The organism is Actinoplanes sp. GCM10030250, from assembly GCF_042666575.1.
GTDB lineage: Bacteria > Actinomycetota > Actinomycetes > Mycobacteriales > Micromonosporaceae > Actinoplanes.
The window spans coordinates 51,165-70,081 of the sequence record NZ_JBHTDO010000047.1; the positions used below are offsets into that span (position 1 = coordinate 51,165).

12 protein-coding genes and 1 pseudogene are annotated in these 18,917 nt (G+C 70.3%); 5 read left to right on the forward strand and 8 right to left on the reverse strand.

From position 1 onward, the window contains the following. Positions 1-42: 42 nt before the first annotated feature. The 3 genes from ACFQV6_RS39070 to ACFQV6_RS39080 all read right to left on the reverse strand — a co-directional run bounded on the left by ACFQV6_RS39070 (position 43) and on the right by ACFQV6_RS39080 (position 5,436). The gene (locus tag ACFQV6_RS39070) at positions 43-2,562 is read right to left on the reverse strand and encodes a DNA topoisomerase (ATP-hydrolyzing) subunit A (protein WP_378032756.1); all 2,520 of its coding nucleotides are present in this window, start codon (positions 2,560-2,562) and stop codon (positions 43-45) included. 14 nt (positions 2,563-2,576) lie between these two features. Beyond that, positions 2,577-4,658 (reverse strand): type IIA DNA topoisomerase subunit B, encoded by a 2,082-nt coding sequence (locus tag ACFQV6_RS39075; RefSeq protein WP_378032757.1) that lies wholly within the window; start codon positions 4,656-4,658, stop codon positions 2,577-2,579. Positions 4,659-4,770: 112 nt separating this feature from the next. Then, positions 4,771-5,436: an adenylate/guanylate cyclase domain-containing protein gene (locus ACFQV6_RS39080; RefSeq protein WP_378032758.1), complete on the reverse strand. Its 666-nt coding sequence runs from the start codon at positions 5,434-5,436 to the stop codon at positions 4,771-4,773. 176 nt (positions 5,437-5,612) lie between these two features. Here ACFQV6_RS39080 and ACFQV6_RS39085 point away from each other — a divergent pair, with 176 nt between their 5' ends. Beyond that, positions 5,613-8,444, forward strand: coding sequence for an AAA family ATPase (locus ACFQV6_RS39085; protein ID WP_378032759.1), 2,832 nt, complete (start codon positions 5,613-5,615; stop codon positions 8,442-8,444). Positions 8,445-8,618: 174 nt separating this feature from the next. Further along, complete coding sequence (locus ACFQV6_RS39090) at positions 8,619-9,389, forward strand: DUF5995 family protein (protein WP_378032760.1); 771 nt, start codon at positions 8,619-8,621, stop codon at positions 9,387-9,389. Here the strand turns inward: ACFQV6_RS39090 and ACFQV6_RS39095 are convergent, their stop codons facing one another. Genes ACFQV6_RS39095 through ACFQV6_RS39105 form a run of 3 tightly spaced genes read right to left on the reverse strand, consistent with a single transcriptional unit; the run spans position 9,390 to position 12,041 of the window. After that, positions 9,390-9,941 (reverse strand): hypothetical protein, encoded by a 552-nt coding sequence (locus tag ACFQV6_RS39095; protein ID WP_378032761.1) that lies wholly within the window; start codon positions 9,939-9,941, stop codon positions 9,390-9,392. Positions 9,942-9,997: 56 nt separating this feature from the next. Beyond that, positions 9,998-11,353: a histidine kinase dimerization/phospho-acceptor domain-containing protein gene (locus ACFQV6_RS39100; protein ID WP_378032762.1), complete on the reverse strand. Its 1,356-nt coding sequence runs from the start codon at positions 11,351-11,353 to the stop codon at positions 9,998-10,000. Further along, the gene (locus ACFQV6_RS39105; RefSeq protein ID WP_378032775.1) at positions 11,346-12,041 is read right to left on the reverse strand and encodes a response regulator transcription factor; all 696 of its coding nucleotides are present in this window, start codon (positions 12,039-12,041) and stop codon (positions 11,346-11,348) included. Before ACFQV6_RS39105 ends, ACFQV6_RS39100 begins: the two co-directional genes overlap by 8 nt. A 534-nt stretch (positions 12,042-12,575) precedes the next feature. On the opposite strand from ACFQV6_RS39105, the gene ACFQV6_RS39110 reads away from it, so the two are divergent. Continuing rightward, complete coding sequence (locus ACFQV6_RS39110; RefSeq protein ID WP_378032776.1) at positions 12,576-13,580, forward strand: glutathione S-transferase family protein; 1,005 nt, start codon at positions 12,576-12,578, stop codon at positions 13,578-13,580. A gap of 153 nt (positions 13,581-13,733) precedes the next feature. Here the strand turns inward: ACFQV6_RS39110 and ACFQV6_RS39115 are convergent, their stop codons facing one another. Beyond that, positions 13,734-14,216, reverse strand: a complete 483-nt coding sequence (locus tag ACFQV6_RS39115; RefSeq protein WP_378032763.1) for a MarR family winged helix-turn-helix transcriptional regulator — start codon at positions 14,214-14,216, stop codon at positions 13,734-13,736. A gap of 156 nt (positions 14,217-14,372) precedes the next feature. Between ACFQV6_RS39115 and ACFQV6_RS39120 the strand changes: the two are divergent. Next, a pseudogene (locus ACFQV6_RS39120) lies at positions 14,373-15,128 on the forward strand (EamA family transporter); the annotation flags it as partial. A gap of 69 nt (positions 15,129-15,197) precedes the next feature. Here ACFQV6_RS39120 and ACFQV6_RS39125 read toward each other — a convergent pair. Next, positions 15,198-15,842, reverse strand: a complete 645-nt coding sequence (locus ACFQV6_RS39125; RefSeq protein WP_378032764.1) for an epimerase — start codon at positions 15,840-15,842, stop codon at positions 15,198-15,200. 49 nt (positions 15,843-15,891) lie between these two features. Between ACFQV6_RS39125 and ACFQV6_RS39130 the strand changes: the two genes are divergently transcribed. Continuing rightward, a complete protein-coding gene (locus ACFQV6_RS39130; RefSeq protein WP_378032765.1) occupies positions 15,892-18,819 on the forward strand; it encodes a DUF5691 domain-containing protein in 2,928 nt (975 codons plus the stop codon). Positions 18,820-18,917: the final 98 nt, after the last annotated feature.

Genomic DNA, 18,917 nt, shown 5'->3' on the forward strand with positions numbered 1-18,917 from the left:
GTCGCGCCTTCGTCAGTCGCGCCTTCGTCAGTCGCGCCTTCGTCAGTCGCGCTCGATCAAATGGCCGATGAGCTGCGGGCCCATGATGACCGCGTTGCCGGAACCGTCGCGGCGAGCGTCCGGTTCCGGGAGTTCGACGGGCTCGCCGGTGCTGCTCGCGCCGACCGGACGAGGGCCGACCCAGGCGACCGTCAGCCGCGTCTCGCCCCTGAGGAAGCGCTGCACCCGCACGCCGCCGGTGGCCCGGCCCTTCGCCGGGTAGGACGAGAACGGCGACACCTTGACCTGCGTGTCGGTGGAGGTGACCACCATCGGCTCGCCGTGCGCGGGGTCGGAGGTCGAAACCGCGTTGAACGAGATCACTTCCGCGTCGGCGGAGACGTTGACGCCTGCCATGCCACCGCCCTTGAGGCCTTGCGGGCGGACCAGCTTGGCCGGGAACCGCAGCAGCGACGCATCGGACGTGACGAAGACCAGCGACTCGGCGCCGTCGGTGAGCCAGGTCGCCTGGAGGACCTCGTCGCCCTCCTTCAACGTGATCACCTCGAACTCGTCGGAGCGGACCGGCCACTCCGGCGCGCACACCTTCACGATGCCGAACTTGGTGCCCATGGCGATGCCCGGCGACTCGCCGCCGGTCAGCGGTGCGAGGCCGACGACCCTCTCGCCCTTCTCCAGCGGGACCAGCTCGGAGGCGGACATGCCGCCGCGCAGCGAGACCGTGCCGGACTGCTCGGGCAGCACCGGGAGCGGCAGGACGTCAGTCTTGAACGCCCGGCCCCGGTTGGTGATCAGCAGGATCCGGCCGCGGGCCGTGGAGTGGATCACCGCGCGGACGGCGTCGTGCTTGACTCGGCCGCTGCGTTTGCGCGCCTCGGCGGACTCCTCGCTCTCCGCCGCGGTCCGGGCGATCAGGCCGGTGGCCGAGAGGATCACCTGGCACGGGTCGTCGGCCACCTCGAGCGGGCCGGCCGGCACCGAGGCGGCGAGCACCTCTTTGAGGTCACCGTCGATGAGCGTGGTGTGGCGCGGGCGGCCGAACTCGGTGACGACCTCGGCCAGCTCGTCGGAGACCACCTGCTTGAGCACGTCCTCGTTGTCGAGGATCAGGTTCAGCTCGGCGATCTCGTTGCGCAGCCGCTCCTGCTCGGTCTCCAGCTCGATCCGGTCGAACCGGGTGAGCCGCCGCAGCGGGGTGTCCAGAATGTACGTCGCCTGGATCTCGGAGAGCCCGAACTCGCTCATCAGCCCGGCCTTGGCCGCGGCCGCGTCGTCGCTGGCCCGGATCAGCGCGACCACCCGGTCGATGTCGATCAGGGCGATGAGCAGGCCGTCGACCAGGTGCAGCCGGTCCTCGCGCTTGGTCCTGCGGAACGTGGTGCGCCGGGTGACCACCTCGTAGCGGTGCTGGACGAAGACCTCCAGCAGCGCCTTGAGCCCGAGGGTCCGCGGCTGCCCGTCGACGAGCACCAGGTTGTTGATGCCGAACGAGCTCTCCAGCGGGGTCAGCCGGTAGAGGTCGGCCAGCAGCGCCTGCGGGTTGACACCGACCTTGCACTCGATCACCAGGCGGGTGCCGTGCTCGCGGTCGGTCAGGTCCTTGACATCGGCGATGCCCTGGAGCCGGGCCGCCTGCCGCTGACCCCGCCGCGGACCGGAAGTGATCAGCTTGCCCTTCACCTCGTCGGTGATCGCCTCGATGATCTTCTCGGCGCCGACGCCGTACGGCAGCTCGGTGATGGTGATCGCCTGCCGGCCACGGCCGCCCTCCAGGAGGCCGGTCTGGGCGCGGGCCCGGATCCGGACCACACCGCGACCCGTCTCGTACGCCCGGCGCACCTCGTCGAGCCCGAGCAGCTGACCGCCGGTGGGCAGGTCGGGGCCGGGCACGAAGCGCATCAGCGTGTCGAGATCCGCCTCCGGGTTGGTGATCAGGTGCCGGGCGGCCGCGACCACCTCGCCGAGGTTGTGCGGGATCATGTTGGTGGCCATACCGACCGCGATTCCGGATGTGCCGTTGACCAGCAGGTTCGGGAAGGCCGCCGGCAGCACCTTGGGCTCGAGCTCGGAGCCGTCGTAGGTCGGCTTGAAGTCGACGGTGCCCTCGCCGAGCTCGCCGACCAGCAGCATCGCCTCGCGGGACATGCGCGCCTCGGTGTACCGCGCGGCGGCGGGGCCGTCGTCGGGTGATCCGAAGTTGCCGTGCCCGTCGATGAGCGGCGTGTTCAGCGAGAAGTCCTGTGCGAGCCGGACCAGCGCGTCGTAGATCGCCACGTCGCCGTGCGGGTGGTACTTACCCATCACGTCACCGACCACGCGCGCGGACTTCACATACGCCCGGTCGGGCCGGTGTCCCTGCTCCGACATGGACCAGAGGATCCGCCGGTGCACCGGCTTCAGGCCGTCACGGGCGTCCGGGAGGGCTCGTGAGTGGATGACCGAGTACGCGTACTCCAAGTAGGAGTCCTCGACCTCGGTGGTGAGGGGATTGTCGATGACCCGGGCGCCTGCCTGGTCGAACGCGGACAGGTCGACGCGGTTCTCGGATTTGCGGCGTGCCATTGGTAGCGGACCTCTCAGGCGTCGATCGTCTCTTGGTCGATCCGGCCGGCGGCCTCGATCAACCAGTTCTTCCGGGGTTCGACCCGCTCGCCCATCAGCAGTTCGAGGGTGGCCTCGGCACGCTCGGCGTCGTCGATGGTGATCCGCCGGACGGTGCGCGCGGCCGGGTTCATCGTGGTCTCCCACAGCTCGTCGGCGTCCATCTCACCGAGGCCCTTGAACCGCGGCACCGGTCGCTGGACCTGCCGGCCGCCCCGCTCGATCCGGGTGACCGTGTTCTCCATCTCCTGCTGGGTGTAGGTGAAGATGGTCTCCGAGTTGCGGCCCTTGGTGACCACCTTGTGCAGCGGCGGCATGGCGGCGAAGAGCCGGCCGTGCTCGATGACCGGCCGCATGTACTTGGCGAAGAGCGTGATCAGCAGCGTCCGGATGTGTGAGCCGTCGACGTCGGCGTCCGCCATGATCATGACTCGGCCGTACCGCATGTTGCCGATCTCGAAGGTCCGGCCGGAGCCGGCGCCGAGCACCTGCACGATCGCCGAGCACTCGGCGTTGTCGAGCACCTGCTGCAGGCTGGCCTTCTGCACATTGAGGATCTTGCCGCGGATCGGCAGCAGCGCCTGATATTCCGAGCTGCGGGCCATCCGGGCGGTGCCCAGCGCCGAGTCACCCTCCACGATGAACAGCTCGGAGCGGTCGATGCCGATCGCCCGGCAGTCGACCAGCTTGGCCGGCATCGACGCACCCTCCAGGGCGGTCTTGCGGCGGGCCGCGTCCTTCTGCTGCTTCTGGGTGAGGCGGACGCGTGCCGCGTCCACCACCTTCTGCAGGACGGTGCGGGCCTCGGCCTTCGTGCGCCGGCCTTCGATCCACTCCTTGAGGTACGCCTCGACGAGCGTCTGCATCACCCGGGTGACGCCCGCGGTGGACAGTTCGTCCTTGGTCTGCGAGGTGAACTGCGGCTCCGGCACCCGCACGTGGATGACCGCGGTCATGCCCTCGAGCAGGTCGTCGAGAACCGGCGGCTCCTCCTTGGGCTTGAGCAGGCCGCGGGCGTTGCGGATGGCCTCGGTCAGCGCCCGGACCAGGGCTCGCTCGAACCCCTTGCGGTGGGTGCCGCCGTGGGTGTTGCGGATCGTGTTGGTGAAAGACTCGACGGTGCGCTCATAGCCCGTACCCCAGCGGAAGGCGACCTCGACCTGCGCGTGACGGACGACGTTCGACTGCATGACGCCGTTGGCGTCCGCGGCGTTCTCCTTGTACGTCCCCTCGCCCGTCACCACGAGCACACCGGAGACCGGCTTGTCACCGGATGGGGTGAGGAACTCGACCATGTCGGTGAGCCCGTGCGGGTAGTGGAAGGCCTCGGTGGCCGGCTCCTCGGCGCCCGCGTCGAACAACGTGTACTGAACGCCGGGGACCAGGAACGCGGTGTTGCGCAGCTTGGCGCGGACCGTCTCGACGTCGAGACGGGCGGTGGCGTCGAAGTAACGGGCGTCGTACCAGTACCGAATGGAGGTGCCGGTGGGCTCGCCACGTTTCATCCGCCGGGCGATGCGCAGGCCCGCCTCGGGGCGGAACGGCGCGTCCGGGCCGGGACCGTCGAAGACGCCGGGCACGCCTCGCTGGAACGAGATCTCGTGGACCTTGCCGTCACGCTTGACCGTGACGTCGAAGCGGAGGGAGAGCGCGTTGACCGCGGAGGCGCCGACGCCGTGCAGGCCACCTGAGGTCTTGTAGCCCGAGCCGCCGAACTTGCCACCGGCGTGCAGGCGGGTCAGCACCAGCTCGACGCCGCTGAGGCCGGACTTGGCGTGCACGTCGGTCGGGATGCCGCGGCCGTCGTCGTCGACCTGGAGCGAGCCGTCGGCGTGCAGGGTGACCGCAACCCTTGTCGCGTGACCAGCGACACCCTCGTCGGTCGAGTTGTCGATGATCTCGTTGGCGAGGTGGTTGATGCCCCGGCTGTCGGTGGACCCGATGTACATCCCAGGGCGTTTCCGGACAGCGTCCAGCCCTTCCAGGTGCGTGAGGTCGTCAGCCCCGTACAAGGTCTCTGGCTGTGCGGTCACGAGGCGATACTCCCGATCGGCCATGGGTGGTCAAGTCGGCGCGAGCCTACCCGGAGCCTCCGACACTTCTGCCTCAGGCGAGCCAGGTCTAGACCACACCGTGGCCGAAATAGGGATGATGCGGGCGAAAAGTGGCCTAAAACACGCCAGCCAGTACCGTTCGCGGCATGCTCTGCTGCACCGAACGTGCCACCTGCACCGGCATCGTCCGCGGCATCATCTGGGGCTGCAGCGCCCGATAGAGGTCCAGCGGGTGCGCCTTGCCCGGCACCGAGACCGGCGGCAGTTCCTGATAGGCGATCAGCACGTCGGTGACCTCACGGGTGGCCGAGCAGACCACGACGGTGTCGTGCGGAGCGTACGCCTGAAGGCGTGCCGCCGTGTTCACCACACTGCCACTGATCATCGCCTGGCCGCCGTCGAAGGCGGCCGCCGCTTCGATGATCACCTCGCCGGTCGCCAGGCCCACCCGGGTCCGGACGGGGAACCTGCCGGCCAGGAGACGCCCCCTCAACGCCTCCTGGACCGACAGGCCCGCCTTGACCGCCGAAGCGGCCGCCTCCGGGCCGAAGCCGTCCTCGCCGGCGCCGAACACCGCCATCACCGCGTCTCCGACGTACTTCTCCACGATGCCGCCGCATCCGCGGACCACCTCGGAGACCACCGAGAAGTAATCCCTCTGCAGCGCACGGACCTCCGCGCAGTCCAGCCGGTCCACCATTGCGGTGAAGCCGACGATGTCGATGAACAGCACGGTGACGTCCTGGCGCCGCTCCTGATCGGCCATGGTGATGGTGGTCATGTCTCACGCTCCCCCCAGAGCCCTGCGTTGACCGGGAGAACGGTGCCAGCCCAGGACACGGCGCGGATCCGCAGAACGACGTATCTCTGACAGCATCGGCACCCGTCGTTTTTGTGACGCAGAACAGTCCGAAACGACGACAACGTGGTACGCCCTTTCCCATTAGGCTGCCGGTCATGGCCAGCCAGCAGGAGGACGACGGGCTGCTTGTCGGACGCACCGGCACGCTGACCGATGTCCAGTCCTACCTGCACGACGCCGGTCCCGGCGGGACAGCCGCGGTGTTCGTCACCGGGGAGAGCGGCGTCGGCAAGAGCCGTCTGCTGCGCGAAACCGCCGAGGCCATGCGCGGTTCCGGCTTCGCCGTACTCTCCGGCACCTGTTTGGACATCGGCGACGCCTCACCGCTTCACCCGGTGCTCCAGGCCCTGCGCCGGCACGGCGACACCGGCGGGCCCGCCTCGAGCCCGGGCGCCACGGGCCCCGCCGACGACGCGGGCGCGCTGCTCGACCGGGTCTCGCGCGAGCTGCGCGCCATCGCCGGTGACAAGCGCCTGCTGCTGGTGCTCGACGATCTCCAGTGGGCCGACCGCAGCACCCGCCAGCTCCTGCTCTACCTGCTCGCCGGCCTCGGTGACCTGCGCATCTCGGTGCTCGCCGCGATCCGCGCCGAGGCGTTGCACGGCACCCACCCGCTGCGCCGGGTCCTCGCCGAACTGCGGCGTCTCAGGTCGGTCCGCGTCGTCGACCTGCAACCGCTCAACCAGGAGCACACCCGGGAGCTGGTTGCCGGGATCGTCGGCGGCAGCGTGGCCCTCGAGGACGCCGACCGGGTCTACAAGCGCAGCGGCGGCAACCCGTTCGTGGCCGAGGAACTCGCCCGTGACCTGCGCGACGGCCGGGTCGAGCTCTCCGACACGCTGCGCGAGATCTTCCTGTCCCGGGTGGACGAGCTGCCGGCGAACGCGCACGCCGTGGTGCACGCGCTGGCCGCCGGTGTGGAGCCGGTGGACCACGCCGTGCTGTCCCGGGTGGTGCCGCTGCCGGAAGACCAGCTCATCGAGGCGATCCGGGCCGCCATCGCCCAGCGTTTCGTGTCCAGCGACTCCGACGGCTACCGCCTACGGCACCGGCTGGTCGCCGAGGTGCTGGAACAGGAGGTCCTGCCGGCCGAGGCCGCTTCTCTCCACCGGCGGTACGCGGAGGCGGTCGAGAGCACCGGAGTCGAGCCCGACCATGCCCGGCTCGCGTTCCACTGGCAACGGGCGGGCGTACCGTCGCGGGCGCTGCCGCCGGTGATCGCCGCGGCCCGGTCCGCGGAGCAGCTCTACGGCTTCGCCGAGGCCCACCGCTATTGGACGATCGCCCTGCAACTGACCGCCGAGGAGGGCCAGGAGCGCACCGAGCTGCTCGGCCACGCCGCCGAGTCGGCGCACCAGTGCGGTGAGCACCTGCTTGCCCTGTCCCGGCTCGGCGAGCTGGCCGGCCGGCCCGACGGCCCCGGCCAGTGTGACCTGCACCTGCGCCGGGCCCGCTACCTGGCCGCCGCCGGCCGCTCCGCCACCGCCGAGACCGAATATGAGCTGGCCCTCGAAGCCCCCGACTGCTCCCCGCAGCAGCGGGCCTCGGCCGCCGCCTACCTCGCCGAGCTCCTCCTTCACCTCGGGCGGTACGCGGACGCCAACCACCGCGCCCGCGAGGCCCTCGAGCTCGCCGCGGTGGACGGCTCGACCGCCGACCTGGTCCGGGCGAGTGCCGCTCTCGGCTTCAGCGCCGCGTTCCGGGAAGACCCGGACGCCGGTCTCGCCGTGATCCGGCACGCCGTCGAGATCGCCGAGCGCTCCGGCCACCCGGACGACCTCGGCGTCGCCTATCTGCACCTCGCCGAGCTGCTCACCGGCCCGCTGAACAGCATCGAGGAGGGTGTCCTGGTCGCCCGCCGCGGTGCTGACCGGCTGGCCCAGCTCGGCGTGGGCCGCACCTATCAGACCCGGCTGCTCGCCATCGCCGGCAACGGCCTGTTCCGCATCGGTCAATGGGCCGAGGCCGACGCGATGCTGGACATCGCGATGCGGCACCGCCCGTCGGGTGCCGACGCGGTGGAGCTCCTGCTCTCCCGGTGCCGGCTCTGGGTCGGTTTCGGCGAGGTCGACAACGCCCGCCGCGATCTTGACGCGGCCGCGACACTGCTGGCCGGCGGCGGTGCGCGGCACGTGCTGCCGATGCTCACGCTGCGGGCCGGCCTGGCCATGTGGCAGGGCGAGCACGCCGAGGCGCGGGCCGCTGTGCAGCGTGGACTCACCGAGACACGCTCCGACGACCTGGTGCTTCTCGGCGTACTGGCCTGGCACGGGCTGCGCGCCGAGGCGGAGGCCCATGTCGCCGGTACGCCTGTGGATCCGGGCGCTGTCCGCCGGCTGAAGACCGTGCTGGGCCGGCTGTCCGAGGGCGTGAACAACGCGGGCGCCGCCCGTGCGGTGGTGGAGGGCTATCTCGATCTCTGCGCGGCTGAGGTCAGCCGGATCGAGGACCGGCAGGACCCTGAGCCGTGGGCCAGAGCAGTCACGATCTGGGACCGGCGGCAGCAGCCGTACCCCGCGGCTTATGCGCGGCTGCGCCACGCCGAGGCCTCCCTGCAGCGCAGGGTCCGGCGGGCGGCTGCGATCGCCGGGTTGCGTCAGGCGTACGCGACAGCGACCGCGATGGGAGCCCGGCCGTTCGCGAACGAGATCCGTGGTGTCGCCCAGCGCTTCCGTGTGTCGCTCGCCGACGACACTCCGACGGTGGAGATGGCGGCGCCGGAGCGGATCGTCGACGAGCTGGCCGTGCTGACCGGGCGGGAGCGAGAGGTCCTGGAAGCTGTCGCGGAGGGGCTGACCAATCGCGAGATCGGTGAGAAGCTCTTCATCAGCGAGCGGACTGTCGGCGTCCATCTGGGACACATCTTCGACAAGCTCCAGGTGCGCACCCGGGTTCAGGCGAGCCGCGTCTATTTGACAGCCGCCTGACCAGGCACTCGTTATCTCGCCGAGACATACGTATGTGGAATACGTAGTTCTACCGATCCCCCGGCGCTCCCCCGGTGGAAGGGTGGGTGCCACGGGGGAGCACCGCCCGGTGGCCACAGCCGCCGGGCGGTGCTGGGGGCCCTCCGCATTTCTGCATCACTTGTGGAGGATCCGATGACCCTGCCCATCTGGGGCCCGGTGCAGCAGGAGATGTCCGACATCCTGCAACGGCACCCCGACGACGTACCCGGAGTGGTCGACCAGCTCGCACAGCTGCAAGAGGTGCTGTGCCGAGTTCCGCCGCTGTTGAACAGCAATCCGCTGGCCGATTTCAACAAGCTCTACCTCACCATCACCGAGAACGTGCTCGAGCGTCTCTACGCCGGCAGGTTCAAGGACCCGGCATTCCTGTCCCGGCTGGACGTGGAATTCGCGGGCCGCTATTTCGACGCACTGCGGTACTGGACCGAGGCGAGCCCGGCGTGTCCCGGTGTCTGGGCCGGCCTGTTCGGCCGCGTTCCGGGCCCCGACGCCCGGCCCCTGCCGTCCGCCGTCGCGGGCGTCAACGCACACATCAACTTCGATTTGCCGTTCGCGCTGGTGACCACATTTGATCACCTGGGCAGTGATCCGATCGACGGCAGCGACCAGCACCACGACTACCTCCAGGTCAACGACATCTTCGCGGAGGAGATCCCGGGCCTGCGCCGCGGCTATCTGGACCGGTGGCAGCTGCTCATCGACACGATGAACGGGGATCTGGACGACTGGTGGCAGGGCGAAATGGTGGAGTACACCCGCAATGTCGCGTGGCGTAACGCCCAGAAGGTCTGGGCGATCCGCCACGACCTGATCGCGCTGGACAAGGAACGCCGCCGGCTCGACAAGACCGCTACCGGCCTGGGGAAACTGTTGCTTTCGCCGTTTGCCGATTTCTTGCAGTAACTACCGCACGATGATCAGACGGGCTGCGGTGGCTGAGCCGTTGCGCAGGCCACCGACACCGATCTCCATGCCGGTGCGGAGCGCGGTCCGCTCGATCTCCTTACGCTCCTGCACGATCCGCAGTGGATCGCCATAGGTCCAGGTCAGCTTGAAGCCGTCGGTGGATTCGACGGTCAGGCCGGCGTCGGTGACCTCGGTGATCTTGCCGCGTTGCACGACCACGGTGCGGACCTCGTCGCGGCCCTGCACCGCCACCTCGCCGTGCAAGGTGTTCTTGCGCAAGAACTTGCGAACGACTCGCGGGCGGATTCGCTGCTTGTCGTCGGCGGAGGGTGACGACTTGGCGCCCTCTTGCAAGGCTCCGCCTTCCTCCAAGGCTCCGCCTTCCTCCAAGGCTTCGGCGAAGCCGACTGCTTCGAGCGCGACGGCTTCGAGGCCGACGTCGCCCCCCGCCTGGGCCGAGGCAGGCGCCGCAGCGCCATTTTCCGCGGCGCCGTTTCTCGCGACCCCACATCCGGCGAGGACCAGGGCGGTGGAGACCATCAGGGACAAACCGATTTGTGTACGCCTCATGCAAGCGATACTCGGCTCCCTTCACTCGGCAAGCGTCAGGACATTGTTCGGGTCACGTAAGGAAGCTCGACGCTGAACATGGCACCACCCTCCGGGGCATGCCCCGCGCTGATCCGCCCGCCGAGCCGCCCGACCAGACGAGCGGCCAGCGCGAGCCCGAGACCGCTGCCGACCTCGCGGCTGCCTCGATAACGCCGGTTCAGCTCACCACGATCGAAAGCCACTGCCAGGTCGTCGTCGGTGAACCCCGGACCGCCGTCGCGGACCTCGATGATGCCGCCGCCGGAACCGGCCCGGACCGCCAGCACCAGCGGGGCGCCGGACGGCACGATGCGAAGAGCGTTCTCGCAGAGCCCGTCGAGCACCTGCCTGATGCGGCCGGGATCGGTCTCCACCCGCACCGGTTCTCCCGGCAGTTCCACCGTCAGAGCCGGACCGCCGGAGCCGCACCGGGACATCCACGCCCGGCCGGCCTCGCGCACCAGCTCCACCAGATCAATCACTATGACGGAAATCGGCAGGTCAGCGGCCTCCAGCCGAGCGAGGACCAGCAGATCGGAGATCAACCGATCCAGCCGTTGAGCCTCGTTGAGCATCGTCGACCCGGCCTCGGCCGCGCCCTCCGCCCCGATCACCCCGTCCGACAGCGCCTCGGCGTAACCGCGGATCGTGGCCAGCGGCGTACGCAACTCGTGCGAGACCGAAAGAAGGAAGTCACGCTCACGCCCCTCACTGGTCTGCAACGCCGACGCGAGATGGTTGATCGCGTCGGCGAGCCGGACCGCCTCGGCCGGACCCTGCCGCGAGATCCGCACCGAGCGGTCACCGGCCGAAAGGCGTCCGGCGGCGGCCGCCGCGAGGGTGAGCGGGCGGGTGAGGAAGCGGGCCAGCAGCGCACCGGCGAGGACACCGCCGGCCAGGCCCGCGAGCAGCGCCAGCCAGACGCTGCCGAGGACCCGCGCCGCCAGACCGGAGGCGACCTCGCGAGTGAGGATGACCCCGCTGTTCCGGCCGGACAGCGGTCGCCCGGCGATGAACGAGTACCGCCCGTTCACCTGGTCGCGCGTGTCGACAAGGCTGCCGGCGGCGAGCTGCCGCACCACTCGGTCGGGCAGTCCCCCGTGATCGGCGACACCACGTCGTACCAGATAGATCTCGATGTTGTTCTGGCGGAGACGACGGGCGATGCGCTCTCGGGCGACCGGCCGCTCGTCGGCGAGCAGCTCGACGGCGAGCGCGGTCTTCTCCACCATCTCGGTGCGGATCTGCGTGTTCACCGAACGGACCGCGACCGGAACGGCGACGAGCGCGGTCACGATCACGGCGACCACCGCGGTGGCAGCGGTGACGAGCACGGTGCGGCCGGTCAGCGTACGGAAGAAGTCAAGCATCGACGCAGTACCCGACTCCCCGGACGGTACGGATGAGCGAGGCGGAGTCGCCCAGCTTGGCCCGGACCTGCGCCACGTGCACGTCGACCGTACGCGTACCGGCGTGCGACGCGTACCCCCAGACGGCGGCCAGCAACTCCTCCCGGGTGAACACCCGTCCAGGCCGCCCGAGCAGGTGCGCGAGCAGGTCGAACTCCGTCGCCGTCAACATCAGCGGGGCGCCGTCCACGCTGACCGCCCGCCGCTCCGGATCAAGCGCGAGCGGCCCGAGCACGCGCACCCGATCGGGCGCGGGCCCCGCCGCCCGGCGCAGCAGCGCCTTGACCCGGGTGACCAGCTCGCGCGGGCTGAACGGCTTGGTCACGTAGTCGTCCCCGCCCAGCTCCAGCCCCAGAATCCGGTCCACCTCATCGTCCCGCGCGGTCAGGAAGATCACCGGCGTCCAGTCACCGTCCGTCCGCATCCGCCTGCAGATCTCGGTGCCGTCCATCCCGGGCAGCGCGATGTCCAGAATGCAGGCAACCGGCCGCAGCCGCCGCGCAGCGGCCAGCCCGGCCGCGCCGTCATGCTCGACCTGCACACCGAAACCCTCCCGGCTGAGGTAGAGCCGGACCAGATCGGCGATCGGCCGTTCGTCCTCGACCACGAGGACCAGTCCCTTCGACGCGTCCGTCACGGCACTCATCATGCCGCCGGTCAGCACGCCGGAACGTTCGAGGAACGTAAGGCCACCGTGCGGCACTGTTCCCCAGCCCCGGCTTGAGTCGACGCGGACCATGCCCCATGTCCCGGCTCGAGCCGGCGCAGACCGTGCCCCGCGTCCCGGCTCGAGTGCGCGCTGTGCTTCGGCTCGACGCGTGGGGAGATTTCGCTCGGATCGGCCGGTCAGGAAGTGTCGCCCGATCGAGAACCTCGCCTCCGGTGCATGCCCCCGACCTGGAGGTTTCCGCCGGGAACGCTCCCAATCTCCCGGAAAGCGCTCTCCCTCCCGTGCTATAAAGACGGTCGTGCGTGGTACTGCGCCCGCTGCCGGACACCTGTCCTGCGAACGCGGCCGATCCCGGCTTCGATGGCAGCAACCGCGGCGCCCGCTTGTGAACGCTCGCAAGCCGGTCGGACCGCCACCCTGAGCCGGGCGAGGCGTCGCACACGGGGGGATGCCTCGCCCGCCCACCACATCCACCTCGGATCATTCGGGATTTTCGGGGGTAAGGATGGGGTCATGGCCTACGTGAATCCGGCGGGGGAGTTCTCCCGCGACCAGCGCTACATCGCCACCCGGATCACCACGGATGGGCGCGACGGTTATCCGGTGGAGCCCGGGCGGTATCGGCTGGTGGTGAGCCGGGCGTGCCCGTGGGCGAACCGGGCGATCATCGTGCGGCGGCTGCTCGGCCTCGAGGACGTGCTGTCGATGGGGATCGCCGGGCCTACTCACGACGAGCGGAGCTGGACCTTCGACCTGGACCCGGACGGGCGCGATCCGGTGCTGGGGATGGAGCGGTTGCAGGAGGCGTTCCTGAATCGGTTCCCCGACTACGACAAGGGCATCACCGTGCCGGCGATCGTGGACGTGCCGAGCAAAAAGGTGGTGACGAACGACTTCGCGCAGATCACGATCGATCTGTCGCTGGAATGGTCGAAGTACCACCGGACGGGCGCGCCACAGTTGTATCCACAAGAGCTGCGGGACGAGATCGACTCGGTGAACGATGTGGTCTTCAAGGATGTGAACAACGGCGTTTACCGGGCCGGGTTCGCGGGATCGCAGGAAGCCTACGAGACGGCTTACGCCCGGTTGTTCGAGCGGCTCGACTGGCTGTCGTCACGGCTCGAAGGGCAGCGTTACCTGGTCGGGGACACGATCACCGAGGCCGACGTGCGGCTGTTCACCACGCTCGTGCGCTTCGATCCGGTGTACCACGGGCATTTCAAATGCAACCGTTCGAAGCTCAGTGAGATGCCGGTGCTGTGGGCCTACGCCCGGGATCTGTTCCAGACGCCGGGGTTCGGGGACACGATTGATTTCGTGCACATCAAACAGCATTACTACGAGGTGCATCGCGACGTCAATCCGACCGGGATCGTGCCGGTGGGGCCGGACCTGAGTGGCTGGGAGACGCCGCACGGGCGCGAGGAACTCGGCGGCAGGCCGTTCGGCGACGGGACTCCCCCGCCGCCGCCCTCCCCCACCGAGACGGTGCCGGCCGGCCACGGAGCGAGCTAAGAGGACCGCGCGGCGCCACCTCGCAGCTCATCGGGCTGCCGCGGGCGACGCGGCCGCCGTGGATGGCGCCACCAGCCGACGTTGAGCGCCGGCGTCAGCCTGGTGAGGTTGGCGTCAGCCGGGTAGGCCGGCGTCAGCCTGGTGAGGTTGGCGTCAGCGGCCGTTGAGGAGATCGCGGAGCAGGGCGTTGAGCTGCTGTCGCTCAGGAGGGGGCAGATGGGCCAGGAGGCGCTGCTGTTCGGCTAGTCCCGCTGCGACTGCGGCGTCGGCGATGTCGTGACCCTTGTCGGTGAGGCGGACCAGGACGCCGCGGCGGTCGTCGGGGTCGGGAGAGCGGGCTACCAGCCCTGCCTTCTCCAGGCGGTCGAGGCGGGCAGTGGTGCCGCCGGTGCTGAGCATCATCGAGGCGGCGAGTGCGCCGGGGGACAACTGGTAGGGCTTGCCGGCCCGGCGGAGGGTGGCGAGGACGTCGAACTCGGGGCGGCCGATGCCGTAGGCGGCGTAGGCGCGCTCCGTGGCGTCGCCGGCCAGCCGGGCGAGCCGGTAGATGCGGCCGAACACCCCCATCGCCTCGGTGTCCATGTCGGGCCGTTCGCCGGCCCACTGTTCGAGGATGCGATCCACGCCGTCGTTCATCACACCATTGTCTTGATGACGAACTTCTCGACAAGAGTTATCTTTACATCGAGATACTTTTCGTCGAGGGATTCGGGTCGCCGTCGGCGCCCCGCGTGGAGCACCAGCCGTCGTCGAGGGATCGATCGGCGAGCGAGTGTCATCAAGGGAGTTGTCATGCGGATCCTGTGGGTCACGGCGATCACCCCGGCCGTCTGGGGAACGACGTATGCGGTGACGACCGAGCTCCTGCCGCCGGGGCGCCCCCTGCTCAGCGGGCTGCTGCGCGCCCTGCCGGCCGGACTTCTGCTGCTCGCGCTCACCCGGCGACTCCCGCGCGGCGCGTGGTGGTGGAAGTCCGCGGTGCTCGGGGCGCTGAACATCGGGATCTTCTTCGCGCTGCTCTTCGTCACGGCATACCGGCTGCCCGGTGGCATGGCGGCGGTCCTCGGGGCGGCTCAACCCCTGCTGGTAGCGGGACTCAGTGTGCTCCTGCTGTCGGAGCGCGTGGCTTTGCGTACCGTGATGGCCGGCTTTTTCGGCGCCGTAGGCGTTGCTCTCGCGGTGCTCACCGCGTCCGCCCGGCTCGACCCGATCGGTGTCCTCGCCGGCCTGGCCGGTACCGCCTCGATGGCACTCGGCCTGGTCCTCACCAAGCGATGGGGGCGACCCGGCGTATCGTCACTCACCGCGACCGGGTGGCAGCTCACCGCGGGTGGCCTGCTGCTCGTCCCGGTCACGCTCATCGCCGAGGGTCTGCCGACGTCACTGACGGTCAAGAACATCTCGGGGTACGCCTACCTGTCGCTGGTCGGGACAGCACTGGCGTACACGATCTGGTTCCGCGGTCTGGAGCGCATGCAGGCGTCTCAGGTCTCGCTGCTCAGCCTGTTGTCGCCGGTGACGGCGACCGTCGTCGGGTGGGCCCTGCTGAACCAGACGCTGACGCCGGTCCAGCTGGCCGGCATGGTGATCGCCTTCGGTGCTGTCGTGTGGGGACAGTCAGCGCATGTCCGCGCTGGTCACCACCCGGCGCGGGAAGCCGGTGCGGACGGCGCGCAGCATGGCGCGGCCGAGGGCGTCGGTGGTGGTCACGTAGTTGGGGGCGACGCGGCGGAAGAACGGCACGAGCGGGGCAGTGAGCGCGTAAGCAGTGTTGTACCAGCCGGTCTTCGAACGGGCGCCGTGCGTGGGCTGGATGAAGCCGGGGCGGAAAGCGTAGCCGTTCGGGAAGAGCTCCAGGACCTCGTTCTCGGTGCGACCCTTGACGCGGGACCACATGATCCGGCTGTTCGGGTCGGTGCCGGCGCCCGAGACATAGATGAAGGTGCAGTCCGGGCTCAGCCTCGCCAGCGTGTGGGCGGCGGCGATCGGAAAATCGTAGGAGATCCGGGTGTAGGCGGGTTCGTCCAGGCCGACCGACGACACGCCCAGGCAGTAGAAGCAGGCGTCGTAACCAGCCAGATCGCCCTCGATCGGTGACAGGTCGGTGAAGTCGGGCAGCGGCACCTCGCGAAGTTTGGGGTGGTTCACGCCGGTGGGCGTGCGGGTCACCGCCAGCACCTCGGTCACGTCCGGCGCGAGCAGGGACTCCCGCAGCACCCCTTGCCCCACCATCCCGGTCGCCCCGAAGACGATCACGCGCATGCCCGCTCCTCCGCCGAAAAACGTCGTACCCCGCGCCTAGGGTCTCATCGTGGGAATCGAACGATGGTCAACCGCTCAGGTCGAGGCTCTCGCACCCGACGCGAATTCGCTGCGGAACGCTCGGGGCGTCACCGGTCAGTTCTCCGCGACCGGCCGATTCGACGAGATCCTCTGGGGACTCTGCCGGGGTTATCAGGTGGCTGCCGACCTGGACGGCCCGGCTTTCAAGTGTTCCTGCCCGAGCCGCAAGATCCCCTGCAAGCATGTGCTGGGCCTGTTGCTGCGCTGGGCCGAGTCGGGGGTCACCGACGGTCCGGCGCCCGAGTTCGCCACCGCCTGGCAGGCCACCCGGGTCGCCCGGGCGAAACGTGACCCGGATGCCCCCCGAGATCCGGTGGCGGCCGCGAAACGGTCGCAGGAGCGGGCCGACCGGGTCGCCGGTGGAATGACCGAGCTGCGCCGCTGGCTCGACGACCAGGTCGAGCAGGGTCTGGCCGGGTTCGCCCGGGCCGGCCGGCAGGCGTTCGAGCCGATGGCCGCCCGTCTCATCGACGCCCAGGCGGGAGCCGCTGCGGGTGCGGTCCGGCGGCTCGGCGGTGCCGCGGGCCTGGGCCCGCACTGGGCCGACCGTGTTCTCGGCGAGCTGGCAATGCTGCGTCTGCTGGTCACCGCACACTCCCGGCTCGACTCGCTCGATCCCGCGCTGGCCGCCACCGTGCGCTCCCGGATCGGCTTCCCCACCTCGGCCGACGACGTCCTGGCCGGCCCGCGGGTCACCGACCGCTGGCAGATCCTGGGCCGCACCGAGACCGACGACGGCACGATCACCACCCGGCGCACCTGGCTGCGCGGCGCCGCGACCAGCCGGTTCGCCCTGGTCCTGTCGTTCGCCGCGCCTGGCCAGTCGCTTCCCGCCGACCTGGTGCCGGGCACCGAGTTCCGCGGGGACCTCTGCTTCTACCCGGGCTCCGCGCCGCTGCGCGCGCTCGTCGCTGAGCACATCTCCGCGGCCGAGCCGTTCGGCTCACCCGACGGCCCCGGCACCATCTCGGCGGGCCTCTCCAGCTGGGCGTCGCTGCTGGCCACAGAACCTTGGCGGTACGACGCTCCGATGCTGCTCGCCGACGTGCGCCCGGCGAGCGGCGGTTACCTGGTCGACGAGGAGGGGTCCGCCCTGCCCCTGGCGCCGGGGCACCGGGAGCCGTGGTGGCTGCTCGCGGCGGCGGGGGCGGCGCCGGCCACAGTGGCCGCGGAGTGGTCCCCGGCTGGATTGCGGCCGCTGGCCGCGTGGGCCGGCGGGGAGTTCGTGCCGGCCGGGGCGCCGGTTCCCGACCCGGGGGTGCGCCGGGAGCCGGAGTTGCCTGCCGAGTTGCTGGCGGCGGCCCTGGTGGGGACGGCTCGACGGCCGTGGGCGGCTGAATCGATCTCGGTCGCGGGCCTTGACGTCGAGGTCGGGGATTCGCCGTCGTCGCCTGGTGCGCTGCTGGAGGCTGCGGCTGTGGCCCTGACCTGCCGCCGCGCCGGGATAGTGCCGGCGACCGGCCGAGATCCCGTTCCCGCCGCACCGCCCGAGACGGAGGCGTTGTTGCCGGCCGCTGCCACCGCTCGGCTGGCCCGCATTCTCGGTGGTGGTGCACCCGGTGGCGGGCACCTCGAGCAGGAACTTCTCGCTCAGTGGCTGGCCGCGGCCAACGATCGGGGCGGACTGGTGCCACCGGCGATGTTGCCGGTGCTGCTCGAGGCCGGGCGGCGCAACACCACGATCCGCGCCGAACTGGCTCGCGTGGCAGGACGGCGCGGCGCCTGGCTGGCCGGTCAGCGGGGCGACTGGCGCTGGCTGCTCGACGAGGTCGTCGAGGTGGATGTCGCCGACTGGCACACCGCCGGCAGCAGCGAACGCCTCAGCCATGTGGCGGCGCTCCGGCAGACCGATCCGGAGCGGGCGCGGGCGCTCGTCGAGGAGGCGTGGAAGACGGAGTCCTCGGAGAATCGCGCCCGGTTCCTGAGTGTGTTCGCCACCGGGTTGTCGCCGGCGGACGAGCCGTTGCTGGAGGCCGCGCTCGACGATCGGCGCAAGGAGGTCCGGGAGGCGGCGCTCGAGTTGCTTCGTCATTTGCCGGGGGCGCGGCTCGGGCAGCGGATGGCTGAGCGGGCGCATGCGGCGGTTCGGCTGGTTCCGGACGAGTGGAGTGAGCCGGTGCGGCTGGATCCCGGCGCGCACGGTGAGCCGGTGCGGCTGGATCCCGGCGCGCACGGTGAGCCGGCGCCGCTCGATGTGGGTGCGCGGGGTGAGCCGGTGCGGCTGGTTGTTGAGCCGCCGGAGGAGCTTGATTCGTCGTTGCGCCGGGACGGTGTCGGTGCGGCTCCGGCGCGGGGGATCGGAGCGGGGGCCTGGTTGCTGGAAGAGGTGGTGGCCGGCACTCCCCTGGCCAGCTGGACCGGTCTCGATCCGGCCGGATGGCTCGCTCTGGCGCGCGGGCACGACTGGGCGACGCCGCTGCTGCACGGCTGGGCCAAGGCCGCGATCACGCAACATGACGCGCGGTGGGCGGCCGCGTTGCTCGAGAAGGACTCCGGTGCGCTGCGCGAGGCGGTCCGCTGGGACCTTCACCTGGTGCTGCCACCCGACCTGCTCGCCCGGCTCGCCGCCGACGCGCTGCGCGCCGAGGACGGCTCCGCTCACCGGCTGCTCGTTCTGCATCCGGGGCCGTGGCCCGATCACCTGGCGGCCGCTGTCCTGGAGACGATCGCGACCCGGGCGCGCAACGACCGGCACACCTGGCAGCTCGGCGAGCTGTGCCGGACCGCCGGGCTCGCCATGCCCCCGGCGTACGCGGATCTGGCCGGACGCCTCGCCGCCCAACTGGACCAGGTCGTCGACCCGACCCGGGTGCGACCGGTGACCGATCTCGCCCGCACACTCATCTTCCGGGAGGAAATGTTCCAGGAGTTGGCGAGCGTCCGATTCGCCCGGTAAGCCCGCCCAGTTTTGTCATACCCCCGCCGTAACCTGCTTCTCGAGGCCATCGCCCGTTCGACACCCTCGCGGTTCGACGCGACGGCGAGAGATCCGGG

Excerpts from the sequence above, each read along its gene's own strand:
- ACFQV6_RS39115 (WP_378032763.1), bottom strand. The coding sequence starts at position 14,216 with ATGAACGACGGCGTGGATCGCATCCTCGAACAGTGGGCCGGCGAACGG.
- ACFQV6_RS39070 (WP_378032756.1), bottom strand. The coding sequence starts at position 2,562 with ATGGCACGCCGCAAATCCGAGAACCGCGTCGACCTGTCCGCGTTCGAC.
- ACFQV6_RS39080 (WP_378032758.1), bottom strand. The coding sequence starts at position 5,436 with ATGACCACCATCACCATGGCCGATCAGGAGCGGCGCCAGGACGTCACC.
- ACFQV6_RS39110 (WP_378032776.1), top strand. The coding sequence starts at position 12,576 with ATGGCCTACGTGAATCCGGCGGGGGAGTTCTCCCGCGACCAGCGCTAC.
- ACFQV6_RS39105 (WP_378032775.1), bottom strand. The coding sequence starts at position 12,041 with ATGATGAGTGCCGTGACGGACGCGTCGAAGGGACTGGTCCTCGTGGTC.
- ACFQV6_RS39090 (WP_378032760.1), top strand. The coding sequence starts at position 8,619 with ATGACCCTGCCCATCTGGGGCCCGGTGCAGCAGGAGATGTCCGACATC.
- ACFQV6_RS39100 (WP_378032762.1), bottom strand. The coding sequence starts at position 11,353 with ATGCTTGACTTCTTCCGTACGCTGACCGGCCGCACCGTGCTCGTCACC.
- ACFQV6_RS39075 (WP_378032757.1), bottom strand. The coding sequence starts at position 4,658 with ATGGCCGATCGGGAGTATCGCCTCGTGACCGCACAGCCAGAGACCTTG.
- ACFQV6_RS39085 (WP_378032759.1), top strand. The coding sequence starts at position 5,613 with ATGGCCAGCCAGCAGGAGGACGACGGGCTGCTTGTCGGACGCACCGGC.
- ACFQV6_RS39125 (WP_378032764.1), bottom strand. The coding sequence starts at position 15,842 with ATGCGCGTGATCGTCTTCGGGGCGACCGGGATGGTGGGGCAAGGGGTG.